Below are 24726 nucleotides of genomic sequence, written 5' to 3' on the forward strand. Positions count from 1 at the left end.
ATTTTCTACACAATTTTTATTGCTTTACGACAAATAGTATTATTGTTAACTCCGATTGATGAAAAGTTATGAAATTATAGTACTCCTGCCAAAAATTATTATGTTCCATATTTTTTTCAAGATTTTCGGAAACCAGAATATTATATTTTATATTTAATTGTCTTAAGTTTAATTATTGCGTTATTAGTTTCAATTGTTGTTAATTTAAATAATTTGTTAGTTAATCGTCAAAAAATTAAAGAAAATCAAGAAAAGACAAATTAAAATAACATAAATTCTTATTTTATGGTAAAATTGGAGTAAATAATAATTTATAGAAATAGAGGGATATGATATTATGACACAACAGAATAATTTCTGAGCAGATGTTGAAAAAGGAATGATGAATTATTTAACAAAATATATTGATCTTTTTGAAGTAGATTATCAAAAGGATACTGCAGAAAAAAACCCAAAAATTGAAGCATTTTTAGCAGGAGCTAAATTTAAAACTAATTTTGAGGATTTATTTAATTTTGTTAAAACAGAAATTAAACCTTTATTTGATGATATTAGAACTGAATATTTAGAAGATAAAACACCCGAAGAAGTTGATCAAAAGAAAGTGACAACACTAATTGAAGTAAGTAAATTATTTAATTCAATTATTCCGTTACCTCGTTTTTTAAACGATTTTATGGCTAGTGCCAAAGAATCAAGTCCAGTTGATTTAAATAAACTTTTCGTAGATATGATGAAAGTAGAAATTACTGAATTAACAAAAATTTATGATGAAGAAATTAAGAGTTTAGATTCAGCCCTTGATAAATGTTTAGAAGATATTAACCAAGCAAGTGATGCGTTAGAAATTTGAAATTTAGTAAATCAATTAGGATTATTTTTACAACGCGATATTGTTTTAACTGAATTTTCAGTTGATCAAGAAGAAGAAAAATTAAAAACACAATTAGAAAATATTGATAAAATTGAGAAAGATTTTAATGAGGGAAAAATTAAGTTACCAGAATTTAACAAAGCAAAAATTGTTGAAGAAGTGGAAACTTATCATAAATTTGTTATTGGATTAACACCAGAAAAAAGATTAGAAATTGCTCAAAAAATAACAGACTATCGTAATAAAGTTGTTCCATTAGTACAAATTATTCAATGCTTATATGAGTTATTAATGAATATTTTGACTTCAACTAATATTATTAATATTGCAAAACAATAAGAAATTTATTGTTTTTTTATTTAAAAGAGTATAGGATAGAGGTATAAGGATAAAAAAGTAAGGAATGGCATCCTTACTTCTGCAATATGTAAAGTCATATTGTCAATAAATATGTGAAAACCACAGACATTTAAGAATTTAGTTCATACCGTTAATAAAATTATAACATTAAAATAAAAAACTGCCATTAATTTTTGGCAGTTATAAATTAAATTAGAATGATAATACCATATTTGGGCCAGCAATAGTACAATTGCCACTTTCAAGTACATCCAGTCCAATTATTGCGTCAAATCCTTGGCTGGAAATATGTTCATTTCCGTGAACCATTGTAATCTTAGTTACAAATGAACTTGGGAATACTCGAGATTTTAATCCCTCAGGTGTTGATACTATTCCTTGTTGAAGGTCAGTTGGTAAATGTAAAGCAACCATATATGTATAAAATTCATCTTCTGAATTAGAACCAGTAGAAACTTTCATTTTTCCTCTTGACTCAAGTTTTAATTTTTCAACAATTTTAGTTGATATAACAGAATTTGTTGCACCAGGTATCTATTAAAGCTTTACAAAAAAACCATCCCTTAAATTAATTTCTTTGTTGGAAATGGAAGTAACGACTAAATCAACTTCGAATCTTCTATTTTTAAGTGACGTTCAAATTTTAGGCATAAAAACTTAATCCCACATATCCAAAATTATTCATTTTTGGATCTAAATCACTAATTTTTTGAACAGTATGTTGCCAAAAGTTCAAGCAGCAATGAAATTTGCTAGTTTAGGTGATCAAAAAGTTGCTATTATTGCTGAATTAGCGCAAGCAAAAGCAGCATTAGCTGGTAAAACTGGAACAGCAATTAAAAAATAATTGATTTATAAAAAAGTATTTTATTAAAATACTTTTTTTATTTTTTATCTTTAATTACCTTAATGAAGACGTCCTGACTATTCAGACGATCTATTAACAGCTGATAAAATAATAAAATTATTGTTCGGGGGTAAAAAAGAAGGGAAGGAATTTAAGACATAATGAAGCAATGAAAATTAAAACAATTAAAAACATTGTGCAAAATCCATTCAACTGTCTTGAAATTAAACTAGTTATTTTGTATAATGTTAAATTGCAAGATCGAAAATGTTATTTCATGGCTTTTATGTTATAATTAATATAAATGATTAAATTGCGAATAGGGTGAATAATATGGGTGAAAACATAAAAAAGGGTCATAGTAAGGGTTGCCATAATAATTGTCGGATTCATTATAATCCTGATTTTTTTAGTTATTATCAATATCCATATCCATATCCACCGTTTTATCCATATCCTACTCCCCCATCAGGAGTGCAGTATACCCTACCACAAAATTTATATCCCCCATTGTTATCGCAGTATAATTATTCGCCAGTAATTCAACAACCAAAACCATTACAACAACAATCTCCCGCAATGGTAAATCCAACGCCACCGTATCAAAATATTAATCAAACGGTGAATCCTTCTTCATTGCCAAATTTGGGGCCTGAGAATGATATGCGAAATATGTCATCATATCATAATCGGTATGATTATCGTAATCAACAATATTTGGATGATCCTTATTCACCGTATTATAATTCTCGCCCATTCGCGAAAGAAAGTAATTATAATGATTTTCGTCGTCCTGTCGGTCCGCTTAGTGCTGAAGATGAATATAATTGAGCAATTCATATTTCTAAAATTTTAGATGAGTTTATTAGCAGCGATCGTAATCAGCCAAAAACAAGTGGTGGTGAATACAAAGAATTAAAAAATACGTTAGATACTTCACTTCGTCATTTAAAAGAAGCTGAAGCTTTAAATAAAACTTTAATTGAAGCTTGAGAAAAAAGAAATGAAAAACAAGAGTCACGGTCAACTGTAACTAGTTCAGAAACAATTATTTTACCAGAATTACCATTAACAACTGAACAAGAAGAAGTAATCCAAAATGAACCACCAACAATTTTAAATGCGGAGAATCGCTCAGAAGTAAAAGATGTCATTGAACCTGCAGGAAAGGCAAAAATTGATTCACTATCTGAAAATAATGTTTTTGATTTATTTAATTTTGATGATGATTTTGATAGTCACTTTGATGACGAACAGGATGACGAACACAGTTTCTTCTTCGATACTGCTGAATTCAATGACCCCACTCCCCCAATTGTTAATAAAGCAGAAAATGATGATAATTTTGACAATAATTTTACAGAAAATTTACATGATTTTTTTGATACAAATGCTCCAGTAATTGATTTAGATCCAACGAAAGTTGAACCAATGATAGATGATGAAACAGAAGAAAGTTTTAAAAATAGTTTTGTAAAAGGAGTGGTTGATACATCACCCGGATTGGGAACATATAAAAATTACACCATTAAGACATTAATGGGAAAAATTCAAGCACAAGAAATTTATGATAAAATCTTTGATGAATTTGGTCATAGCAAGATGGATCAGTTTGAAGTTATGAATGAATTTGGGCTTACGCAAAAACAATATGATAAGTTAATTGATAATTTTTATCAAGTAAAGAAAAATTGGAATAAGAAAATCGATGAAAAACAAATTAGGGTTGTAATTCGCTCAAGATTTAATGTCAAAACCTTTTGAATTAGTATGACTATTATTGGAATAATTTTGTTACTAGTTGGGGTTATTGTTATTCTTTATTTTACAGTTCCAATTGTTGCAAATACGATTGATATGATTATTAATAAGATTCGAAATCTATTTTAGTTTGAAAAAATAAATTTAAATAGTTTTTTTGAAATATTATGTATAATAATTATTGTAATGTATTATCCAATTTAAAGGAGAGAAAAAATGGCGAATACGCTGGTAATAATGGAATCCCCCACAAAAACAAAAGCAGTTGAAAAATATCTTGGTGATGGTTATTTAGTATTATCTTCAGAAGGACATATTCGAAACTTATCAACAAAGGGTGAGTATGGTCTGGGTGTTGATATTGAAACTTTTGAACCAACTTACAAGATGGAACGTGGGAAAAAAGAACTGGTAAAAAAATTAAAACAAGAAGCTAAAGCTGCAAATTTAGTTATTCTTGCAACGGACCCCGACCGCGAAGGAGAAGCGATTGCATATCACTTGAATGAAGTTTTAAATTGTAATGACAAATCGCGTCGTGTTCGTTTTAATGAAATTACAAAAGAAGCCGTTTTAGAAGCGTTTCATCATCAAACTGATATTGATATGAACTTGGTAAAATCACAAGAAGCACGCCGAATTCTTGACCGTTTTATTGGGTTTCGATTAAGTAAATTGTTACAAAAAAAGATTAAGTCAAAATCAGCTGGACGAGTACAATCTGTTGCGTTAAAATTAGTTGTTGAACGAGAAAAAGAATGACAAGTTTTTGTTCCCGAAGAATATTGAACTGTTGAAGGATTATATAAAAAAGCAGTTGTTAAATTAACAAAATTTAAAGATGAAAAGATTGAATTAAAAAATGAAACTGATGTTTTAAAAGTTAAAAAGGCATTAAAAAAAGATTTTGTTGTTGTTCAAGTTAAGGAAACAGAAAAACACCGAAAATCACCTAATCCACACACAACATCAACAATGTTACAAGAAGCAAGTAGTAAGTTGGGGTTTGATTCAAATAAAACTTCTTTAATTGCGCAACAACTATACGAAGGAATTAAAGTAAAAGATGATATTACGGGGTTTATTAGTTATCCTCGAACAGACTCTATTCGGTTAAGTGATAAATTTATTCAAGATGCCTTTGATTATATTACGATTAAGTATGGGCAAAAATATTTGGGTGAAGTTAAAACTCCCGCTAAAAATAAAAAAAATGTGCAAGATGCCCATGAAGCAATTCGACCAACGGATTTAATGATGACACCTGATGCAGCAAAAGAATATTTGAGTCGTGATCAATTACGTTTATATAAAATTATTTATAATCGTGCTCTTGCTAGTTTAATGGCTAGTGCTAAATTATTAAGTAAAGCAATTATTTTAGATAATAATAATTATGAATTTCGAATGACGGGAAGTACGGTTCAGTTTGATGGTTTTTTAAAATTTTCCGCATTAGATGATGATGAAGAAATTGCAAAATTACCAGCCTTGAAACCAAACCAAATTATTAATTTAAATGAATTATTTGGAATTCAGCACTTTACAAAACCACCAAGTCGTTATTCTGAAGCAAAATTAATTAAAACACTAGAAGAAATTGGTGTCGGTCGACCATCAACTTATGCCCAAATTATGCGTACTTTAAAAGAGCGTGGGTATATTATTGTCGAAAATAAAGCTATTAAAGCAACAGAAAAAGGAATTTTAACAAGTGATAAGTTGCAAGAATATTTTAATGATATTATTAATGAAACATATACTTCAACCATTGAGGAAAGTTTAGATGTGATTGCCCATAGTGAAGCAGACCCTAAACCATTATTAAAAGAATTTTGAGAACGCTTTAAACCACGAATTGAAGCAGCAATGGAATTGATGGAAGAGATTCCGGTTGAAAAAGCGGGAATTGATTGTCCAGAGTGTGGTAGTGATTTGGTATATCGTTATGGAAAATATGGAAAATTTATTGCTTGTTCTGGTTTTCCCAAATGTCGCTATATTCACCAAACTGGTCCTAAATTTGGGCTATGCCCAGAGTGTGGTGTTGGTGAAATTATTTTAAAATTTAATAAACGTTTTCAACGCTTTAAAGCTTGTACTAATTATCCAAATTGTCATTATAATGATTCTTATAAAGAAGAAAAACCTGAGCAAGAAGGAAATAATGAGGATAATAATGAAAATAACGGATTATATCGCCTTAATTTATTAAAATAAGGTGATATAATCCTTTTTATATGTGGCTAATAAATTTTTTTCTGATTTAGAAAATGATTTTCATAGTTCTAGCGGTATAATTACTATAGTTTTAGAAGGGGGATGTGACTAATTATGTATGAAAAAGGAAGTAAAGTTATTGCGAAGATAACAAATATTACTCCGTATGGTGCTTTTTGTCGGGCAGAAAAAGCTGATGGCTTAATCCATATCAGTGAAATTTCAGATTTCTTTGTAAGAGATATTAAAGAATTTGTTAATGTTGGTGACAATGTTGAAGTGGAAGTACTTGATTTTGATCCAGTTAAGAAACAAGTTAAATTAAGTTATAAAAACTGCCGACCTGAATTACTGAAGAAAAACAACAGTCAAATTCAAGAGACGGGAGCAGGTTTTCAACCTTTACGTGAAAAAATTACTTCGTTAACAAGTAAATAAAACGTTTAAATTTTATAAATAAAGGGATTTTTAGATAGAAAGCAGGCAATATTATAATGATCAAAGTAAATTTTACTAATGCATTAAGTGAAGCTGTTTTCGAGAAGTATTTAGGACAAGTTAAAGATATTCACCATATGATTCATGACAAAACTGGCCCAGGAAGTGATTTTTTAGGTTGGGTTGAATGACCAAATACTTATGATCAAGCAGAACTTGCAGCAATGAAACAAACAGCAAAACAATTAGCGAATGAAATTGATGTTTTATTAGTAATTGGAATTGGTGGGAGTTATCTTGGTGCTCGTGCTGCGATTGAAATGATTAATGGGTTATATAGTCAACAAAAAGTCAAAGTAATTTATCTTGGTAATACAATGTCTTCAACTTATATGGCACAAGTTTTACAATATCTTCAAAATAAGAAATTTGGAATTTGTGTTGTTTCTAAATCTGGAACAACAACTGAACCAGCGATTGCATTTCGTCTATGTAAGGAGCTTTTAGAGAAAAAAGAAGGTTTTCTAAAAGCGGCAAAATTAATTGTTGCAATTACCGATAAGCATAAAGGTGCATTAAAAACATTAGCTGATGAAGCAGGATATCAAACCTTCGTAATTCCTGATGATATTGGAGGAAGGTATTCAGTTTTAACTCCGGTTGGGGTTTTTGCAATGCTCGTAAGTGGTATTGACGTTGACAATGTTTTTAAAGGAGCACAACAAGCTTATCAAGACACTTTAATTGATGATTTAACTAATTATGTCTATAAATATGCTGTTGGCCGTTATATTTTGAATTACGAAAAAAAATATAAAGCTGAAATGCTTGTAACTTATGAGCTACAAATGCAGATGATTACTGAATGATGAAAACAATTATTCGGAGAATCAGAAGGAAAAGATTCAAAAGGATTACTACCTTTATCATGTATTTTTTCAACAGATTTACATTCTCTTGGTCAATTTATTCAAGAAGGAACAAAAAACATCTTATTTGAAACAGTTATTGAAATTAAAAAACCGCAATTAGATCTTGCTTTAACCAAAGCAGAGCAAGACCTTGATGGCTTAAACTATCTAGCAGGAAAAACATTGCACGAGGTCAATACAACTGCAATCCAAGGTGTTATCGCCGCTCATACCAAAGTAGGACATGTTCCTAATATTATTTTGGAATTTGAGACAATGGATGAAAAAATGTTTGGCTATTTATCATATTGATTTATGAAAGCATGTGCGATGTCAGCTTATTTATTAAAAATAAATCCGTTTGATCAACCTGGTGTTGAAATTTATAAAAAAAATATGTTTGATTTGCTAGGAAAAAATTAAAAAATAACAAGGTAAAAAATATTGAATCTCAATATTTTTTGTTTTTTTAAGTTAAATTAAAGCGACAAATGCGGTAAAACTATTAATTAAATAATAGAATTTTTGATTTAAATATGATTCTTATCATTATTTTATATTAAAAAATAATTTTCTTGTGCTTTAAGGTAGGATAATACTATCTTAGGATGTCCTAAGAGATAAAGAAAGGTTAATTTTAAATGAAAAAAATTTTAAGTTTAGTAAGTGTATTAACAATTGGCGTTGCACCAATTTTAACATTAAATGCTACGAGTTTATATGATGTAAAAAATAATTTTGAAGGTACTGATTTCAAAGCTAACTTAGAATCTAGTCAACAAGCAAAAAAAATAGTAAAAAGAGAAACTGAGATTCATCAAAAAAAATCTAATTTTGTGAAAGATTCAGAATTGGCAACACCAATTACGAAGGTGACCGCTTTTTATATAAATAATTCGGATAAGAATACATTTATTTGATCAAAAAAATTACCAACAGGAACAAAATATAATTTTTTTAATGTAGAAATTAAAGAAAATAGTAATTATTGAGTTGAAGGGTATGAATTTAATTATTTTAATCGAAGGGTTTATTCACCGCTAGGTTATGTAGTTAATATGTCATTAATAAATAATAAAGAAGATGAAAAAACATTAGCAGAAGAAACTTATAGTAGCTAGCTATGTATGAGGGAATAAGAGTTGAAGAAAGATTGATGTAGTAAACGTAAAGTTAATTTTAAATTTGCAATATTCTGATAATGTCATAACTGCGAAATTTACCGCTAAAGCTACTGTCAAAAATACTAGTTTATTTAGTTGAGTGAAAACTCAAGCCAAATTTTATTTTAAAATTATAGTTTCTTAAAACAAATGATTATAATAATGTTGAATAAAATTCATGAACTATTTTTTTAAACTAACTTTATTTTAAATATGATTATAATTTTTATATTACCTATTTTATTTAAAAATACTAAATCTCTTTATCAATATGATATATTTTAATTAATAACATTATTTTATTTATCTTTAATTATTAAGGACTATAAAATAATGTTTTTTTATTTAAAAATTAACTTAAAAAAGTTAATTTATTTTAGTTTGTATTTTAGGTTATAAATTATAAACCTGATTTTTGCATTTTATAGACTTGTTTTAAAACCATTTTACGAGGTAAGTGCTTTGCGAAAAAAACATTAATTTTATTTTTACTGCCAATTAAAACAACGTCTCTTTTTGTTTGATTAATTTTTTTTAAAAGCAATTTTAGTAAATTTAGTAACATTCATACTACCAGGTGGTAGTTTTTTACTTTGATATTGGGCTCTATTTCAAAAGTCTGTTTTGATTGGACCGGGACATAACGCAATTACTTTTAATTTAGATTTTTGTTGTTGCAATTCAAAATTTATTGCACAACTAAAATTTAAAACATAACTTTTTGAGGCAAAATAAGTGGCATGTAATGGTCCTGGTTGGAAGGCGGCGATGGAAGCGAGGTTAATAATTCTTTTTTCGGTGTTAGTTTTATGATATTTTAAATAGAAGTATTTAGTCATAAATTGGAGACTTTTAATATTCAAATCAATTAAATTTAGTTCATCATCAATGTTAGTATTCTCAAACATTCCGAAAACACTAAAACCAGCATTATTGATCATAATATCAAAATCAATTTTATTAAGTTCAGAAATTAGTTTTCTGTTGGTTGCAATTTGACTTAAATCACAATTAAATGTTTGTAAATAACTGGTTAGATTTTGTTCTTTTGCTCAGATTGTAATTGGTGTTGTATTTCTTGCCACACAAAAAACATTAATATGGTTGGTTAAGTATTGTTTTGCTAATTCAAAGCCAATTCCTTTGCTTGCTCCTGAAATAAAGACACTTTTAATGTTATTTAATTTCATTTTAGTCCCCCCTTTATTGTTATTTTTTTAGTTGTTCAATTTGTTTTAAAAAGGTTGAAGAAATTTCCGTTAAGCCATAATCAGCAACAAAGAAGATTGTCTCAAGATTTTCATTTAATTTTTTATTAGCAAAAGCTAATTCCATTTCATATTTTAAATCATTATTATTTCGTAATCCTCGAATAATATAGTTAACTTTTAATTCTTTTGCAAAATCGCTGGTTAACATTTTATCATTAATGACAACTTCAATGTGTGGATTAATTTGTTGACAAACAGCAATAACTTTTGCTGCCCGGATTTTAATTTCAGTTTGTCCTGTTTTTTCTAAGTTATTAGTAACAACAACATACAATTTTGAAAAGAGAGCACTAGCTTTTTTAATAATATTAAGATGTCCATCATGAATTGGGTCAAAACTACCCGGAAATATTGCTTTCAATGTTATTTCACATCCTTTTGATTGCTTTTATTATTTTAACTGAAAAAATGTGGTATTATAATGGTAATAAGATATTTTTTTAATTATTTGTATATTTTTTTAATACTAATGTATAATAATTAAGATTACATTTATTTAATTTAAGAAAACAATGTAAAAAGCATTTAAATAATGAAATGTAAATGAGTACTAAACAAAAAAGAATAGAAAGAAGTAGATTTTAATTATGGCAAAAATTAGTTTTTTCGCTCTTGGTGGCCTAGATGAGAGAGGTAAGAATTTATACTGTATCGAAGTAGAACAAGATATTTTTATTTTTGATGCAGGAACAAAAAACCCTGAACGAGGGATTTTAGGGATTGATGTAGTAATATCAAATTTTGATTATTTAAAAGAAAATCGTGCCCGTATTAAAGGGATTTTTATTACAAAACCTTCTGATGAATGTTCAGAAGCATTAACTTATATGTTAAAAGAATTAGCGGTACCAGTTTATGGTAGTGATTTAACATGCAATGTTTTAAAATTCCATTTACAACGTTTTAAAGTACGTGGTAAAGAAGAATGTTTTAATGTTATTAATGCAAAGGATGTTCTTGATTTTGGAACATGTCAAGTTGAAGTTTTTTCAACAACAACAAATATGCCAAATAGTTTTGGATTTGCATTACACACACCAGATGGAACAATTATTTACACGGGGGATTATATTTTTGATGCCAAAGCTGATCCAAACTTTGCAACTGATTTACAACACTTAAATCAAATTGTTGCTAAAAATAAGGTGTTATTATTTTTATCTGAAGCTTCAACAGCATCACGACGCGATTATACAGCACCAAATCATAAAATTAAAAATTATATTGAACGAGCAGTCAAAGAAGCAGAAGGACGGATTATTTTAGCTTGTTTTGATCAAGATTTACATAAAATTAGTGAACTTTTTGACTTAGTACGAGAAAATAATATTTCAGTTGGAATTTACGGTCAAACCTTATTAGAATCATTAAAAGTGTTATCAGATAGTAATAAATTAAACTTTAACGGGATTAATATTAAAGGTTTACAAGAAGTGGTTAAAGAAGAAAAATCATTAATTATTGTAACTGGTAGTGGTGAACGTTTATATAGTCGTTTAATTAAAATTGCTTCTGGGAATGATGATATTTTAGATATTAAAGAAAGCGATATGATTATTTTAGCAACCCCACCAAATCCAGGAAGTGAATTAAACTATGCTAATGTTTTAGATGAATTAGCACGAACAGTGGCAAAAACAATTGCTTTATCGGATAAAAAAGTTTGAACAATGACAGCAAGTTATGAAGATGTTAAATTAATGAGCTCAATTATTAAACCAAAATACTTTATTCCCGTCAAAGGATTATACAAAGACTTTGTCCAAGAAAAAACTGCGGCAATTGAAGCCGGTATTAACCCAAACCATATTTTTATTGTTGATAATGGTGATGGTGTTGAATTTGTTGATGGTGAATACACAAAAACAACAAATAAAGTAAAAACAGCCGATTTATATGTTGATGGAATTGGTGTTGGTGATATTGGGGCTGTTGTTTTAAATGAGCGAAAACAATTAGCAACCGATGGAGTTGTTATTATTGGTGTCTCAATTGATGGTAAAACAAAAGAATTAGTTTCCTTAATTGATACACAAATGCGAGGAGTAATTTATATTCAAGAAAATAATGATATTTTTCGGAAAATGCAAAAGGTAATTATTGACATTATTGAAAAACATTATAAAAAAGCTGTTGCTGGTGAAATGTATGATGTTAATGAAGTTAAAAATGAAATTAGATTAACAATTAGTTCATTTGTTAAAACGGAAACAGGGAAAACACCAATTATTTTAGCAATTGTGAATGAAATTTAATTTTATGATATATTTATAGTATATAAATATTTGAAACTTTTTAAATGTATGGTCATATTTAAAGTAATTCTTAAATATTTAGGATTTTAGGAGGGCTGCACCATGAAAAAGAAATCTTATGATGATCACCTTTTAAATGATCATAATGAGAACACTGCAATCTTAAAAGTCGAAAAAAAGCAACGTCGTAATGATTCAATCGGGTGAGTAATCGGTGCGTTGTTAGTTACTTTTTTTACGATTCTTGCGGTGGGCCGAATTACTTTAATTGGGCAATTTTTAGATGATGTTTTATTTACATTTGCTTTTGGTTGATTTAAGTATTTACTATATTTAGTATGCTTAGTGCTTGGAGTTACAATTTTTATCGGTGTACGGATTAAATTAAAGAGTCGGGTATGCTGAATGATTATTAGCTTTGTTATTTTATCTTGTTGATTAGTAAGTAGTTTTTTACTAATTTATCAATATGCTAATGGTCAAATTGCCTTTTTTAATAAAACCGTTTTTTTAGATGTTATTAATAATTATTTAGCACATTGACAGGATGCTTCAATTTTTAATGCTAATCCAAGTCATCCGATTACTTTTATTGGATTTAATGGAGCTTGAATTACCTTATATGCTGGTGGCGGAATTATTGGAAATTTCCTGGCGGGAATTTTTAGTTATACCACAATTTTTGGTTCACTAATTTTTTGTTTATTAACTTTTTTATTATGAGGAAGTTGAGTAACAACCGGAACAGTTTGAGGACTGTTTTTACCAAAAGCACAACGCCAACAACAGGGGTTGCGTGTGTTAAGATTATCAGCTAATCGCCGCCAAAAACAAAATATTTATCAATCATTTAATATTCCTGATGAGGAATTATTTTCAGCTCGCCAAGTAATGCATACAACGGAAGCATCAGATATTACTATTCAAATGCCGTCTTATACCGCTTTACATGATAAACGGTTAATTGATGATTTAATTGCGGATGATTTTGTTGGGAAGAAAAAAGGGAAACAAAATTATGTTCGTTTTGATGAACAAGAAACAATGCAATCGAGAATGCCTGCTGATAAATTTAATGATTATAATCCAACGCCACCGCAACGAACACCAAAAGTTTCGCCAACACCAGACCAATATATTCAACCACGTAATCGTCAAAATAATAATTATCTTAATAAGAATATTGATGACTTACCAGTATATAGTTCCGCTTATGGCAAAGATGTTAATATTGATGCTGCTCGTGATAAACTGAATTCAGAGACAAATATTACGCCATTTGGGAAAATTAATCGTAATCTTAATCCAACCAAGGTTAAACAAACATCATTTTATGATGATCATGTTCAGGTTGATGATTTTAATGCTGCAGAACCACAAGACTATGATCAATTTGATTCAAATGTGCTTAATGATGATGGGATTTATCATCGTCAAAGTAATCAACCAATTTTTAATGAACCTGACCCTTATCAAACAGAATATTATCCTTCATATGAACCGCCCTTAATGAGTGGGAATAATTTTAATATGCCACCGCAACAACGCCGTGCTTCAAAGCCAAAAACAATTGAAGTTAATAAAAAACTTAGCCAAGCTGCACCGCGTCGTAGTAGTTTTAATAATCCACATTATAAATTACCAAATTTAGGATTATTAAATCCAAAAGAAGATAATCGGCGAAATAATGAACGTAATAAAATTTCTGCGCAAAAGAAAGCGGTTAAAATTAATGAGGTCTTTCATCAATTTAATATTGCCGCTAGTGTTCAAGGTGTTAATATTGGACCAACAATTACAAAATTTGAAGTTCAAATGCAACCTGGTGTGAAAGTTAATAAAATTATGAATTTAGAAAATGATCTAAAATATGCTTTAGCAACCCAAAATGTTCGAATTGAAGCACCAATTCAAGGTAAGTCAGCGGTTGGAATTGAGATAGCAAATGAAATTAGTAGCAAAGTAACCTTACGTGAAATTATGGAACGAGTACCCTTAGAAAAACAAAATAAGAAGTTGTTAGTTGGAATTGGGCGTAGTGTTAATGGTGAAATTATTTTTGTTGAATTAGATAAAATGCCCCATTTACTAGTTGCCGGGTCAACGGGAAGTGGAAAATCAGTATGTATTAATACGATTTTATCATCGTTATTATTACGAACAAAACCATCAGAAGTTAAATTATTGCTAATTGATCCAAAACAAGTTGAGTTAGCAGTTTATAATAATTTACCGCATTTATTAGCACAAGTGATTTCTGATACAAAATTTGCAAATGCTGCTTTAAAAAAAGTTATTGAAGAAATGGAACGCCGTTATAGTATGTTATCAGAACGTGGAGTTAGAAACATTGAAACATTTAATAATAAAGTTTCCCCAAAAGAACGCTTACCATACATTGTTGTTGTAATTGATGAGTTAGCAGATTTGATGATGACAGCGGGAAAAGATATTGAAGATTCAATTATGCGAATTACTCAATTGGCGCGAGCAGCAGGAATTCATATGGTAATTGCAACCCAACGTCCTTCAACTGACGTTATTACGGGGGTTATTAAAACAAATATTCCATCACGAGTTTCCTTTTCTGTTGCTTCTTCGATTGATTCACGCACAATTTTAGATCAAGGTGGTGCTGAAAAATTAATTGGTTATGGTGATATGTTATATGCCCCAGCTGGTCAAAATATTCCAACCCGTGCGCAAGGAGCATTTATTTCCGATGACGAAATTCAACGATTAGTTGATTTTTGTCATGCGCAACAAGAACCTGATTTTGATGAAGAATTTATTAATATTGAGAATTCGAATGAAGTTGGTGGTGGGAATGAAGGTGAAGATATTGACCCAATGTATAATGAAATTAAGCGTTTTGTAATTTTAAATCAAAAAGCATCAACATCGTTAATTCAACGTAAATTTTCAATTGGTTATAATCGGGCAAGTCGGTTAATTGATGCTTTAGAGGACAACGGAGTTATTGGGCCACAAAAGGGGGCTAAACCACGTGATGTTTATATTCAAAGCATTGACTTAGATGATAATGATTTTAGTAGTGGTGGTCAATGATAAGTGGCTTGTTGAAAAATAAATTTTTTATTGTGTATTTATAATATTTATATATAATTAAATATGAAATTGGAAAGAAAAAATTTCTTTAATTTTGTCGAAAACTCTTGATGAAATAAAAAAAATCATCAATATGACAATTTGAAAACTAATTTTGTGTAAGATTATGATTTTGCTTTAAATTTTTTAAACGTTAAAATATAATACCGTTGATTGTTGGTTTGGTGTTAAACCTTTGTGTTGGTATTTTCATTTTCAGAGCTTTAAATAATTTTGAATATTAGTGAAACCCAAACCATGATAATGAATTAAGGCTTCTTTAAGACTGGATTGTAATTTACTAATCTTATTTAACTTTTGATAACTAGTATCAGGGTTTGTACTAGTTTTGGTGGAATATAGAGTAGAATTTGTTTGTTTTGCTACTAATAAATATAGTGGTTGCATATCAGAAATAATTATTGATTTTTCTTTAATTAGTTGCTTATTCATATTTTCAATAATCCATTGTTTTTGTAATCTTTTGGTATTGGTGGATTGAACAAAAATATTATTATTGCTATCAACTGCCATTTGAATACAGCATTTGGTATCAGTTGAAAATGGATCGAGATGAGTTTTTCGTTTATCAAATTTATCTTTAAAATTGCCTTTATGAATTTCTTTAATAAATGTTTCATCCATTTGGATTTGACCATTTAATTTTTTAAATTTTAACTGTGTATTTTCTAATTGTTTTGATTGCATTAATTTTTGTCGATTATATCAAGCGGTTTTTGGGGTTGTTTTAATAAAACGAGAAATTATTTTACTAGATTGTCCTAACAATGAAATTTGAATTAATAAATTTCACTGTTCATAATTTAAATGACTTCAATAAGTAAAATGATGACGAAATGCATCAAAACTAGCACGACATTTTTTACATAAATATTTTTGTTTTCCTTCGGAATTATGACCATTTTTAACACAATGAAAAGATTTGCAATTAGGACATATAATGCCTTTATCTCTAAATTTTTGATCAATTTCATTTAAACGTTTTTGTTTTTTAATTAAGTCTGCTTGTTGTTTTATTTTTTCATAAAATTCTAAAAATTGATCATCTGTTAAGCTATTTATTAATTCTGTAATTATTTTTTTCATCATTTATTTACCTCCATATATTAAAAATATACCTAATTTTAGGTATATTTTATAAATATCAAGAGTTTTCGACAAAATTAAAGAAAAATTTCAATTAATATTTAAAAATATTAAGATATAATTAAACTATTATGTAATTAACATTAAGGATGAGAAGAAATGGCAAAAAAAACAAAAAAACCAAATTCAAAATTAGAGAAACTAAATGATGTTTCATTAAAATTAACTGATGTTGAATTTCGCTACCGTGAAAATCATCCTAATGCCGTTGATGGAGTTAGTTTTGAAATTAAACATGGTGAATATGTAACAATTATTGGTCATAATGGGAGTGGAAAATCAACAATTAGCAAAATTATTATTGGTGTTTTACGCCCCCAAAAAGGAAGAATTGAAGTTTTTGGGAATGAAGTTCATTCATTAACACTAACTGGAATTCGTAAATTTTTAGGAATTGTCTTTCAAAATCCAGATAACCAATTTATTGGTTCAACTGTTCGTGATGATATTGCTTTTGGATTAGAAAATCGCCAAGTACCACAAAAAGATATGCAAGCAATTATTGACAAAGCCGCTGCAAAAGTAGGAATTAGTAATTTTCTTGACCACGAACCATTAATGCTATCAGGAGGACAAAAACAACGTGTTGCGATTGCTTCGGCGTTAGCATTACAACCTGATATCATTATTTTTGATGAGGCAACAAGTATGTTAGACCCCAAAGGACGTAAAGAAATTAAACAAATTATGGTTGATTTAAAAGAATCGCGCGAAAAAACAATTATTTCAATCACGCATGATATGGATGAAATCTTAAATGCGGATAAAGTTATTGTTATGAACAAGGGTCAAATGGTTAAATGTGGAAAACCACACGAAATTTTGTATGATGAAGAATTTTTAAAATCAATTCATTTAGACGTGCCGTTTGTTTCGCGAGTAATTGATAGCTTACGTTTAAATGGGTTGAATGTTAAAAATACGCTGGATCTTAGAGAGTTGGTGGATGAACTATGTCAAAAGTAAAAAAGAAAACTAAAGTTGAGGCCTTACAAAACACTGATATTACATTTACCGATGTCTCTTATGTTTATGCACCAAAAACACCGTATGAATATAAGTCATTGCAAGATATTAATTTAGTTATTAAACCAGGGAAAATTACTGCTATTATTGGTTCCACGGGGAGTGGAAAATCAACTTTGATTCAACATATTAATGGATTATTAATTCCAACAACAGGAGTTGTTGATGCAAATGGTTTCATTATTAAGGCAAAGCAAAAGCGGATTATAAATATTAAACAACTACGAAAATCAATTGGTTTAGTATTCCAATTTCCGGAATATCAGTTATTTGAAGAAACAATTGAAAAAGACATTATGTTTGGTCCAATTCATTTAGGTGAGAGTAAAGAAATTGCTCGTGAAAATGCTAAGAAATATTTAACAATGGTTGGTTTACCGTTAAATTATTTAGAACGTTCACCATTTGATTTATCAGGAGGACAAAAACGAAGGGTTGCAATTGCGGGAATTTTAGCAATGGAAGGAAATACTTTAATTTTAGATGAACCAACCGCAGGATTAGACCCGGAAGGAGAAGAAGACTTTATTAAGTTATTTCACCGGATTAATCAAGAACAAAACAAACGAATTATTTTAGTTACTCATAATATGGATCATGTTTTAGAAATTGCTGATGAAGTTGTTGCTTTAAAAGATGGGAAAATTATTAAAATTGGAACACCTTTTGAAATTTTTAAAAACAAAGATTTATTACAAACACTTTTAATTGAACCACCAAAGATTTATAATTTAATTTATCAATTAAAAGAAAAAGGATTTGATTTAACAGATGCTGACATTCGGAATATTGATGAATTAGCAAAAGAAATCATCCAACGTAAAGGCCTAAAAAGAAAGGGGTAAAAAGATGCGCTTATCATTTGGACGTTATATTGCCTACAATTCCGCTGTTCATCGGATGGACCCACGGGTAAAACTATTTATGTTGTTATCATTAATGGTATCAATCTTTTTTTCGACTGGTTTTACCGGTTATGCTATTCTGGGGGTAACCATTTTTACGTTGTTCTTTTTAGCAAAATTACCACCACGATTGCTAGTAGCATTATTAAAACCAATCTTATTTATGTTTGTTGTTTTACTATTAATTAACTGTTTTTTAGTAACCGATGGTTATATTGGTTGACACTGAGGTGGCAAAGCAACAGCAACTGGTCCTTTCGCTCGGGGCGGGAAAAGTTGATTTGCTTTTTCCGAAAAAGCTGTTTTTAATGCGCTGTATATGGCTTGCCGGATTTATTTAATGATTTTAATTACAACCATTTTAACAGCAACAACACAACCATTAGATCTAACATTAGCATTAGAGGATTTATTGAGTCCTTTAAAATTAGTTCGTTTTCCAGTTCATATTTTATCAACAATAATTTCAATTGCCTTACGAATGATTCCAACGTTAATTGAAGAGGCTGGTCGGATTATGAAGGCTCAAGCTTCGCGGGGGGGTGATTTTCGTAATGGTCATTTTAAAGATAAAATTAAATCAACAACGGCTTTAATTATTCCATTATTAGTATCGGCTTTTCAAAAAGCCGAAGATTTAGCTTATGCAATGGATGCACGTGGTTATGACCCGTATGCAAAAAGAACACGTTATCGTCATTATCGTATTCATTTCCCAGATATTTTGTTGTTTATTTTTGGGGTTGGGGTTGCAAGTATTATTATTGCGCAATCAGTTACGATGGGTCAATATCAAACTTTCTATGAAGTTTGATATTGAGGAACAAATGGATGAGCATTTGGGAAAATTCCAACTGGATTTTTACAAATTCGTATTCCTCACATTGATGATTTTGTTTTAGGATGATAATGTCATTGTTATTATTAACCCTTGAATATGATGGTTATGATTATAATGGTTGAGTTAAACAAAAAAATGCACGAACAATTCAAAACGAATTAGAAAGAGCATTTTTTCGTGTTTGTCAGCAGCCAGTTTGAACATTGGGTGCTAGTAAGACTGATGCTGGTGTTCATGCTTGTGATCAAAAAGTGTTAGTTAAGATTCCGTTTCAACCACGCAATGTCGATTTTTTTATTAAAACAATTAGCAAAATTTTACCAATTAATATGAATATTAAAGATTATAAAGTAGTTGCTGATAACTTTAGTGTTCGGACAACAAAATTAAAAGAATATGTTTATACGATTAATGATCATAGTTATGATTTTACTAATCACCGTTATGAATTAAAAGTTGATGAATTATTGGATCTTAAAAAATTACGGCAAGTTAGTCAAGTGTTTGTTGGTGACCACGATTTTGCTTATTTTTCAGGAGTAAAACAAGGCGAAGCAATTAAGACCCAGCGTAAAATTAATAAAATTTATGTTAAGAGAAACAAAGCAAAAAAAATTGAGATACATTTTATTGCAAAGGGTTTTATTCGTTATCAAATTCGGATGATAACACAAAACATTTTAGCGTGTTATTGGGATAGAATTAGTTTAGAACAGTTGAAGGAAGTTTTGGATCATCCTCCAGTTGGTCAAACAACAAAATATTGTGCAAAACCACATGGTTTATGTCTAAAAAAGATTAAATATTAACGAAAGATAAAAACTATCTTTTTATTTTATTTTATTTTGTAAACTGTAATATGAAGTGCAACAAATCAACTTTGAAAGGAGTTGATTTTTTTAATGGAAAGAAAACATTATTTTATTTTACGGTCCTTAGTAACTAAGTATGGAAAAGATAATGTTATTAATACGTTAAATAATATTGTAATTAATAATGAAAAAGAAGATGAATAAATTATCCGCCTAATTTATTCAATATAGTTTATTTTGAGCGTAGCGAACACGCGAAGCGTGCCGCGAAAATTAGATTTTTAGGAGGAATAAGTTATGCCAGTTTGATTAACGACAATTTTTAGTGTTGTTATTATATTAGGTATTTTTGCTTGAATTGGTTTATCAATTTATCAAAAAATTCGCCAAATTCGAGGAAAGAAAAAAGATAAAAAAGAAATTGAAAATAAGGAGGATAAAAAATAATTTTAGGTATGTATTTAACAACAGCAATTAATTTTTTAGCAGTTGGTGATAAACCTACTATTTCAGATGGAATGGGTTCTATTTGAAGTGGTTTAGGGCAAGCAATGATGAAAGTTAAAGAAGCAATTTATGCTGTATTACCAGAATTAATGACCTTTTTAGGTGATGCGTGAATTATTTTAATTCCATTTGGTATTTTTGTTATCATTAAGATTTTAAACTTTTTCCGTGTTATGGTTAAAGTATTTTAATATTTATTATTACTGATCATATATCTTAGCTATGGCACACTAGCTTTTATGTGAGTTGATTAAATAATTTTGTTGTTTATTTTTGTATTACACACTGTCTATAAGTTATTATTGAAATTATTAGTAATGAAATAATTGTTTTAAAGTAGGATTTAATAAAAATAAGAATATTTTTATTAAGGGTCATATTAATAGTAGTTTTGGAATATAAATTTTTATAATATTCTTTATAAATATATCTACTTTCTTTTTAAAATTTGTAGGCGGTGTGTAGTGCAAAAATATCAATTTAATTATAAATGATTAATTTTATATTTTAATAACTATTATTAAAAATTAAATAGTATTTTTCAGTGTGTCAATTTTTATTATTTTATATATTTAACATTGTTAATAACATTGTTTATTAAACATTAAATAAACAATATATAGCATTATGTATAACATTGTTAATAATCAGTGTTTTTATCAATAAGTAAACAATATATAAACATTAAATATAACATTGTTTATTAAATAAATATTTAGTTAGGAGTTGATAAAATTGAGTAATTTTGTTAAGAAAAATCAAAATATAGAAAATTATTTTATTCGTAAAGAGTTGATAGTTTTTGAAACAGAAAAAGCAATTTTTATAAATTTACCTAATCATAATCGTCATATTGGTTTTTGGTTGAGTAATAAATTTATTTATCCGAGTGAAAAACACTCAGAACAAGTAGCAATCGGTTTGATTTATGATAATTCTTATCCTATTGTAAAATATGATGAAAATTTAAAACGTCATGTGTGAAAATATTTAACTGGAGCAGAACTAATCAATTTGTATAATCAATACAAATAAAATTATTTTACACAAATGAAAAAAGCAATATTTCCTGGTGAACCTCAAAAAGTAAAAACAACTAACAATAATTTAACAAATTGAAGTGATGAAAAAGTAGATAAATTAATTAATGACTTGAAGGACTTAAATTAATGGGTTTATATGATTATTGAGTTCAATTTGTTAGTTATATTATTGGTTCAAATGCTCCTGAATTTTTATATGTCATATCATTTGTATTATTTATCGTTTTATTTTTGGGGATGTTTTTTAAACTTATTCAGAAAATGTGGAGTTTTTAAATATGCAAAATGATTGAGAAAAATTAAAAGAGTTTTTTATTTATGTATTTTTGTTTATAGATAAAACGAATGTTGAAATTATTACAACTTGAAATTTAACTCAAAATGAATATTTAACTCTTATGATTGGTATTTGAATTGTGATTTTATTTTTAACGTGGTTTTTATTGTGAATGGTTTTTAAAATAGTTGGGTATTTTAAGTAATGAAAAAATTTATATTTTTCTTAAAAAATTATTGTTATATTGGTGGTTCAATGATTTTGTTTAGTTTAATTGATTTATTACTTTGAATAATTTCATTAAATTATACCGGTTTAGTATTTTGATTATTGTTTGCTTTGCAATGTGTTTATTTTGTCTGATGAGTTTGAAAAAACATATTTTATCAGTTGAGTGCTTTTCGTTTAGTTAATTTTGTTTGAGATAATCCGTTATCAGTAATTATTGGTAAGTTAGGGACGGGAAAAACTTTACTTTTAACTTATTTATCACAAACTATGAAACTATTAACAGATAAGATTTATAGTAATTATCCGTTAGAAGATGATAAAGTTAAAGTTTTAACATTTAAAAATTTAGATTTTACAGATAGAACAAAACCAGTTCCCCCAGATGATAGTGTTATTTTATTTGATGAAAGTTATTTATATATTGATGGAACTAGTCCCCACGATGAGAAAAAAGTTCATAGTGGTAAAATTCCGTGAATTGTATTAGCAAGACATTTTGGTAATCGTGCTTTATTTACTGCTCAGCGTGAGGGTATGATTTGAAATAATATTCGACAATTAGCAAGTGGTATTATTATTCCAATTTCATTGAAAAAACCTATTGCTAAAAAAGGATTTAATTTTTTTAATCGTTTCTTTATTATGCGAATTGGTATTTTTCAAGATATTACAGATTATGAAATTTGAAAAACAAAATCAGTAGAACGAACAGCCGAAGGTAAACGAGCAAAACATAAGTCGGATGTTGGGTTAGGAATTCGGTTTTTTAAAATAATTATTCCATTAGAATTTGCACAGAAATATGATAGTCAATGATTAAAGTTTGTTCGTGATTTAAAAAATGATGAAATAGTTAATTATAAAGAATATTATTGGTCAGAAATTACTAAATTAAGTGTTAAAGAGCGTTTAGCATTGTTTGATATTGATATTTTGAAAAAAAATTTAAAACCTAAAAAAGAAAAAGGAAGTGATAAAGATGATTAATTTATTATCAGAAAGTAATAATTGAGATAAGATTTTTAGTTTTATTTTTGATGTATTTTTGTTTATTTTTGATGTAATTTGAAATACTAAATTACCAATGACAAATACAACTATTGCTTATTTTATTATCTTTTTTATGGTTGTTAAGTTATCAATTTATGCTATCCACGGAACAAGAACACAATATAATGAATTAGGTTCAACTGTTAAAAACAATACATCAAAATTGTATGCTTCAACAGTACGTGGTGTTAAAAAAGCACATAAGGCTAATAAAAATGGTCGGTGAAAGGAAACAGATTAATGATTAGATTAGTTTTATTAGTTGCTGCAATTGCTATTTTTGGTACTAGTTTTATTACGGTGATTATAAATCAATTAACATCAGCAAAAAATATCATTATGGATTTATATAACTCAGCTTTAATTTTGTCGAAAACTCTTGATGAAATAAAAAAAATCATCAATATGACAATTTGAAAACTAATTTTGTGTAAGATTATGATTTTGCTTTAAATTTTTTAAACGTTAAAATATAATACCGTTGATTGTTGGTTTGGTGTTAAACCTTTGTGTTGGTATTTTCATTTTCAGAGCTTTAAATAATTTTGAATATTAGTGAAACCCAAACCATGATAATGAATTAAGGCTTCTTTAAGACTGGATTGTAATTTACTAATCTTATTTAACTTTTGATAACTAGTATCAGGGTTTGTACTAGTTTTGGTGGAATATAGAGTAGAATTTGTTTGTTTTGCTACTAATAAATATAGTGGTTGCATATCAGAAATAATTATTGATTTTTCTTTAATTAGTTGCTTATTCATATTTTCAATAATCCATTGTTTTTGTAATCTTTTGGTATTGGTGGATTGAACAAAAATATTATTATTGCTATCAACTGCCATTTGAATACAGCATTTGGTATCAGTTGAAAATGGATCGAGATGAGTTTTTCGTTTATCAAATTTATCTTTAAAATTGCCTTTATGAATTTCTTTAATAAATGTTTCATCCATTTGGATTTGACCATTTAATTTTTTAAATTTTAACTGTGTATTTTCTAATTGTTTTGATTGCATTAATTTTTGTCGATTATATCAAGCGGTTTTTGGGGTTGTTTTAATAAAACGAGAAATTATTTTACTAGATTGTCCTAACAATGAAATTTGAATTAATAAATTTCACTGTTCATAATTTAAATGACTTCAATAAGTAAAATGATGACGAAATGCATCAAAACTAGCACGACATTTTTTACATAAATATTTTTGTTTTCCTTCGGAATTATGACCATTTTTAACACAATGAAAAGATTTGCAATTAGGACATATAATGCCTTTATCTCTAAATTTTTGATCAATTTCATTTAAACGTTTTTGTTTTTTAATTAAGTCTGCTTGTTGTTTTATTTTTTCATAAAATTCTAAAAATTGATCATCTGTTAAGCTATTTATTAATTCTGTAATTATTTTTTTCATCATTTATTTACCTCCATATATTAAAAATATACCTAATTTTAGGTATATTTTATAAATATCAAGAGTTTTCGACAAAATTAAAGATTTTTATTGTATTATTTGACTAATAAGATTTGTTGCACTTCATTTTACATAATTCCTTAAGTTATATTTTTTATGTTATTATTAAATTAATAGATTTGTTGCACTTGCATTTACAATTTACATTTAATAATTTTCAATTTATGAAATAATAAAATTA

At 28.0% G+C, this 24726-nt stretch carries 24 protein-coding genes and 2 pseudogenes; 21 read left to right on the forward strand and 5 right to left on the reverse strand.

What is annotated here, in order from left to right:
- Positions 1-42 precede the first annotated feature (42 nt).
- Positions 43-264, forward strand: coding sequence for a hypothetical protein (locus tag ACOBME_RS07025; RefSeq protein WP_168226815.1), 222 nt, complete (start codon positions 43-45; stop codon positions 262-264).
- A 73-nt stretch (positions 265-337) separates the two neighbouring features.
- Entirely contained in the window at positions 338-1213 is an 876-nt protein-coding gene (locus tag ACOBME_RS07030) for a hypothetical protein (protein WP_338965246.1), read from the forward strand.
- Positions 1214-1426: 213 nt separating this feature from the next.
- Here the strand turns inward: ACOBME_RS07030 and ACOBME_RS07035 are convergent, their stop codons facing one another.
- Positions 1427-1696 (reverse strand): hypothetical protein, encoded by a 270-nt coding sequence (locus ACOBME_RS07035; protein WP_338965249.1) that lies wholly within the window; start codon positions 1694-1696, stop codon positions 1427-1429.
- 256 nt (positions 1697-1952) lie between these two features.
- Between ACOBME_RS07035 and ACOBME_RS07040 the strand changes: the two genes are divergently transcribed.
- The 6 genes from ACOBME_RS07040 to ACOBME_RS07065 all read left to right on the forward strand — a co-directional run bounded on the left by ACOBME_RS07040 (position 1953) and on the right by ACOBME_RS07065 (position 8532).
- Entirely contained in the window at positions 1953-2081 is a 129-nt protein-coding gene (locus tag ACOBME_RS07040) for a hypothetical protein (RefSeq protein ID WP_338965252.1), read from the forward strand.
- Between the two features lie 333 nt (positions 2082-2414).
- On the forward strand, positions 2415-3971 hold the full coding sequence (locus ACOBME_RS07045; RefSeq protein ID WP_338965254.1) for a hypothetical protein: 1557 nt from the start codon (positions 2415-2417) through the stop codon (positions 3969-3971).
- 87 nt (positions 3972-4058) lie between these two features.
- Positions 4059-6062 (forward strand): type I DNA topoisomerase, encoded by a 2004-nt coding sequence (topA, locus tag ACOBME_RS07050; RefSeq protein WP_419334782.1) that lies wholly within the window; start codon positions 4059-4061, stop codon positions 6060-6062.
- Positions 6063-6176: 114 nt separating this feature from the next.
- Positions 6177-6500 (forward strand): S1 RNA-binding domain-containing protein, encoded by a 324-nt coding sequence (locus ACOBME_RS07055; RefSeq protein WP_338965260.1) that lies wholly within the window; start codon positions 6177-6179, stop codon positions 6498-6500.
- Between the two features lie 56 nt (positions 6501-6556).
- Positions 6557-7834: a glucose-6-phosphate isomerase gene (locus ACOBME_RS07060; RefSeq protein WP_338965262.1), complete on the forward strand. Its 1278-nt coding sequence runs from the start codon at positions 6557-6559 to the stop codon at positions 7832-7834.
- 218 nt (positions 7835-8052) lie between these two features.
- A complete protein-coding gene (locus ACOBME_RS07065; protein ID WP_419334785.1) occupies positions 8053-8532 on the forward strand; it encodes a hypothetical protein in 480 nt (159 codons plus the stop codon).
- 566 nt (positions 8533-9098) lie between these two features.
- On the opposite strand, the gene ACOBME_RS07070 is transcribed toward ACOBME_RS07065, so the two are convergent.
- Both ACOBME_RS07070 and coaD read right to left on the reverse strand, forming a co-directional pair.
- Positions 9099-9764 carry an SDR family NAD(P)-dependent oxidoreductase gene (locus ACOBME_RS07070; RefSeq protein WP_338965268.1) on the reverse strand — a complete coding sequence of 222 codons (666 nt, stop codon included), beginning with the start codon at positions 9762-9764 and terminating at the stop codon, positions 9099-9101.
- Positions 9765-9783: 19 nt separating this feature from the next.
- Positions 9784-10206, reverse strand: a complete 423-nt coding sequence (gene coaD, locus ACOBME_RS07075; RefSeq protein WP_338965270.1) for a pantetheine-phosphate adenylyltransferase — start codon at positions 10204-10206, stop codon at positions 9784-9786.
- A gap of 226 nt (positions 10207-10432) precedes the next feature.
- Here coaD and ACOBME_RS07080 point away from each other — a divergent pair, with 226 nt between their 5' ends.
- Both ACOBME_RS07080 and ACOBME_RS07085 read left to right on the forward strand, forming a co-directional pair.
- Positions 10433-12100, forward strand: a complete 1668-nt coding sequence (locus ACOBME_RS07080) for a ribonuclease J (RefSeq protein WP_338965273.1) — start codon at positions 10433-10435, stop codon at positions 12098-12100.
- A 102-nt stretch (positions 12101-12202) separates the two neighbouring features.
- The gene (locus ACOBME_RS07085) at positions 12203-15172 is read left to right on the forward strand and encodes a DNA translocase FtsK (RefSeq protein ID WP_419334788.1); all 2970 of its coding nucleotides are present in this window, start codon (positions 12203-12205) and stop codon (positions 15170-15172) included.
- A gap of 183 nt (positions 15173-15355) precedes the next feature.
- Here ACOBME_RS07085 and ACOBME_RS07090 read toward each other — a convergent pair whose 3' ends face one another.
- Positions 15356-16318, reverse strand: coding sequence for an IS1/IS1595 family N-terminal zinc-binding domain-containing protein (locus ACOBME_RS07090; RefSeq protein ID WP_338963247.1), 963 nt, complete (start codon positions 16316-16318; stop codon positions 15356-15358).
- Between the two features lie 156 nt (positions 16319-16474).
- On the opposite strand from ACOBME_RS07090, the gene ACOBME_RS07095 reads away from it, so the two are divergent.
- The 11 genes and pseudogenes from ACOBME_RS07095 (at position 16475) to ACOBME_RS07145 (ending at position 23520) form a co-directional block, all read left to right on the forward strand.
- A complete protein-coding gene (locus ACOBME_RS07095) occupies positions 16475-17341 on the forward strand; it encodes an energy-coupling factor transporter ATPase (protein ID WP_338965279.1) in 867 nt (288 codons plus the stop codon).
- Positions 17329-18246 carry an energy-coupling factor transporter ATPase gene (locus ACOBME_RS07100; protein WP_338965282.1) on the forward strand — a complete coding sequence of 306 codons (918 nt, stop codon included), beginning with the start codon at positions 17329-17331 and terminating at the stop codon, positions 18244-18246. Before ACOBME_RS07095 ends, ACOBME_RS07100 begins: the two co-directional genes overlap by 13 nt.
- A 4-nt stretch (positions 18247-18250) precedes the next feature.
- Positions 18251-19216, forward strand: a complete 966-nt coding sequence (locus ACOBME_RS07105) for an energy-coupling factor transporter transmembrane component T family protein (protein ID WP_338965285.1) — start codon at positions 18251-18253, stop codon at positions 19214-19216.
- Positions 19216-19956, forward strand: coding sequence for a tRNA pseudouridine synthase A (locus ACOBME_RS07110; RefSeq protein ID WP_338965288.1), 741 nt, complete (start codon positions 19216-19218; stop codon positions 19954-19956). The genes ACOBME_RS07105 and ACOBME_RS07110 overlap by 1 nt, the downstream gene beginning before the upstream one ends.
- Before the next feature lie 300 nt (positions 19957-20256).
- Entirely contained in the window at positions 20257-20406 is a 150-nt protein-coding gene (locus tag ACOBME_RS07115) for a hypothetical protein (RefSeq protein ID WP_004027793.1), read from the forward strand.
- Complete coding sequence (locus ACOBME_RS07120; RefSeq protein WP_338966586.1) at positions 20406-20657, forward strand: hypothetical protein; 252 nt, start codon at positions 20406-20408, stop codon at positions 20655-20657. Before ACOBME_RS07115 ends, ACOBME_RS07120 begins: the two co-directional genes overlap by 1 nt.
- Before the next feature lie 544 nt (positions 20658-21201).
- Positions 21202-21636, forward strand: a pseudogene (locus tag ACOBME_RS07125) (DUF3627 domain-containing protein).
- A 151-nt stretch (positions 21637-21787) separates the two neighbouring features.
- The gene (locus ACOBME_RS07130; RefSeq protein ID WP_338963585.1) at positions 21788-21991 is read left to right on the forward strand and encodes a DUF2649 family protein; all 204 of its coding nucleotides are present in this window, start codon (positions 21788-21790) and stop codon (positions 21989-21991) included.
- Entirely contained in the window at positions 21991-23004 is a 1014-nt protein-coding gene (locus tag ACOBME_RS07135; protein WP_419334791.1) for a hypothetical protein, read from the forward strand. The genes ACOBME_RS07130 and ACOBME_RS07135 overlap by 1 nt, the downstream gene beginning before the upstream one ends.
- Positions 22997-23257: pseudogene (locus ACOBME_RS07140) on the forward strand (hypothetical protein); the annotation flags it as partial. The gene ACOBME_RS07135 and the pseudogene ACOBME_RS07140, both read left to right, overlap by 8 nt.
- Before the next feature lie 50 nt (positions 23258-23307).
- A complete protein-coding gene (locus ACOBME_RS07145; protein WP_419334793.1) occupies positions 23308-23520 on the forward strand; it encodes a hypothetical protein in 213 nt (70 codons plus the stop codon).
- A 5-nt stretch (positions 23521-23525) separates the two neighbouring features.
- Here the strand turns inward: ACOBME_RS07145 and ACOBME_RS07150 are convergent, their stop codons facing one another.
- Positions 23526-24488 (reverse strand): IS1/IS1595 family N-terminal zinc-binding domain-containing protein, encoded by a 963-nt coding sequence (locus tag ACOBME_RS07150; protein ID WP_338963247.1) that lies wholly within the window; start codon positions 24486-24488, stop codon positions 23526-23528.
- Between the last annotated feature and the right edge of the window lie 238 nt (positions 24489-24726).

The organism is Spiroplasma endosymbiont of Sarcophaga variegata (assembly GCF_965178695.1).
GTDB classification, from domain to species: domain Bacteria; phylum Bacillota_I; class Bacilli_A; order Mycoplasmatales; family Mycoplasmataceae; genus Spiroplasma; species Spiroplasma poulsonii.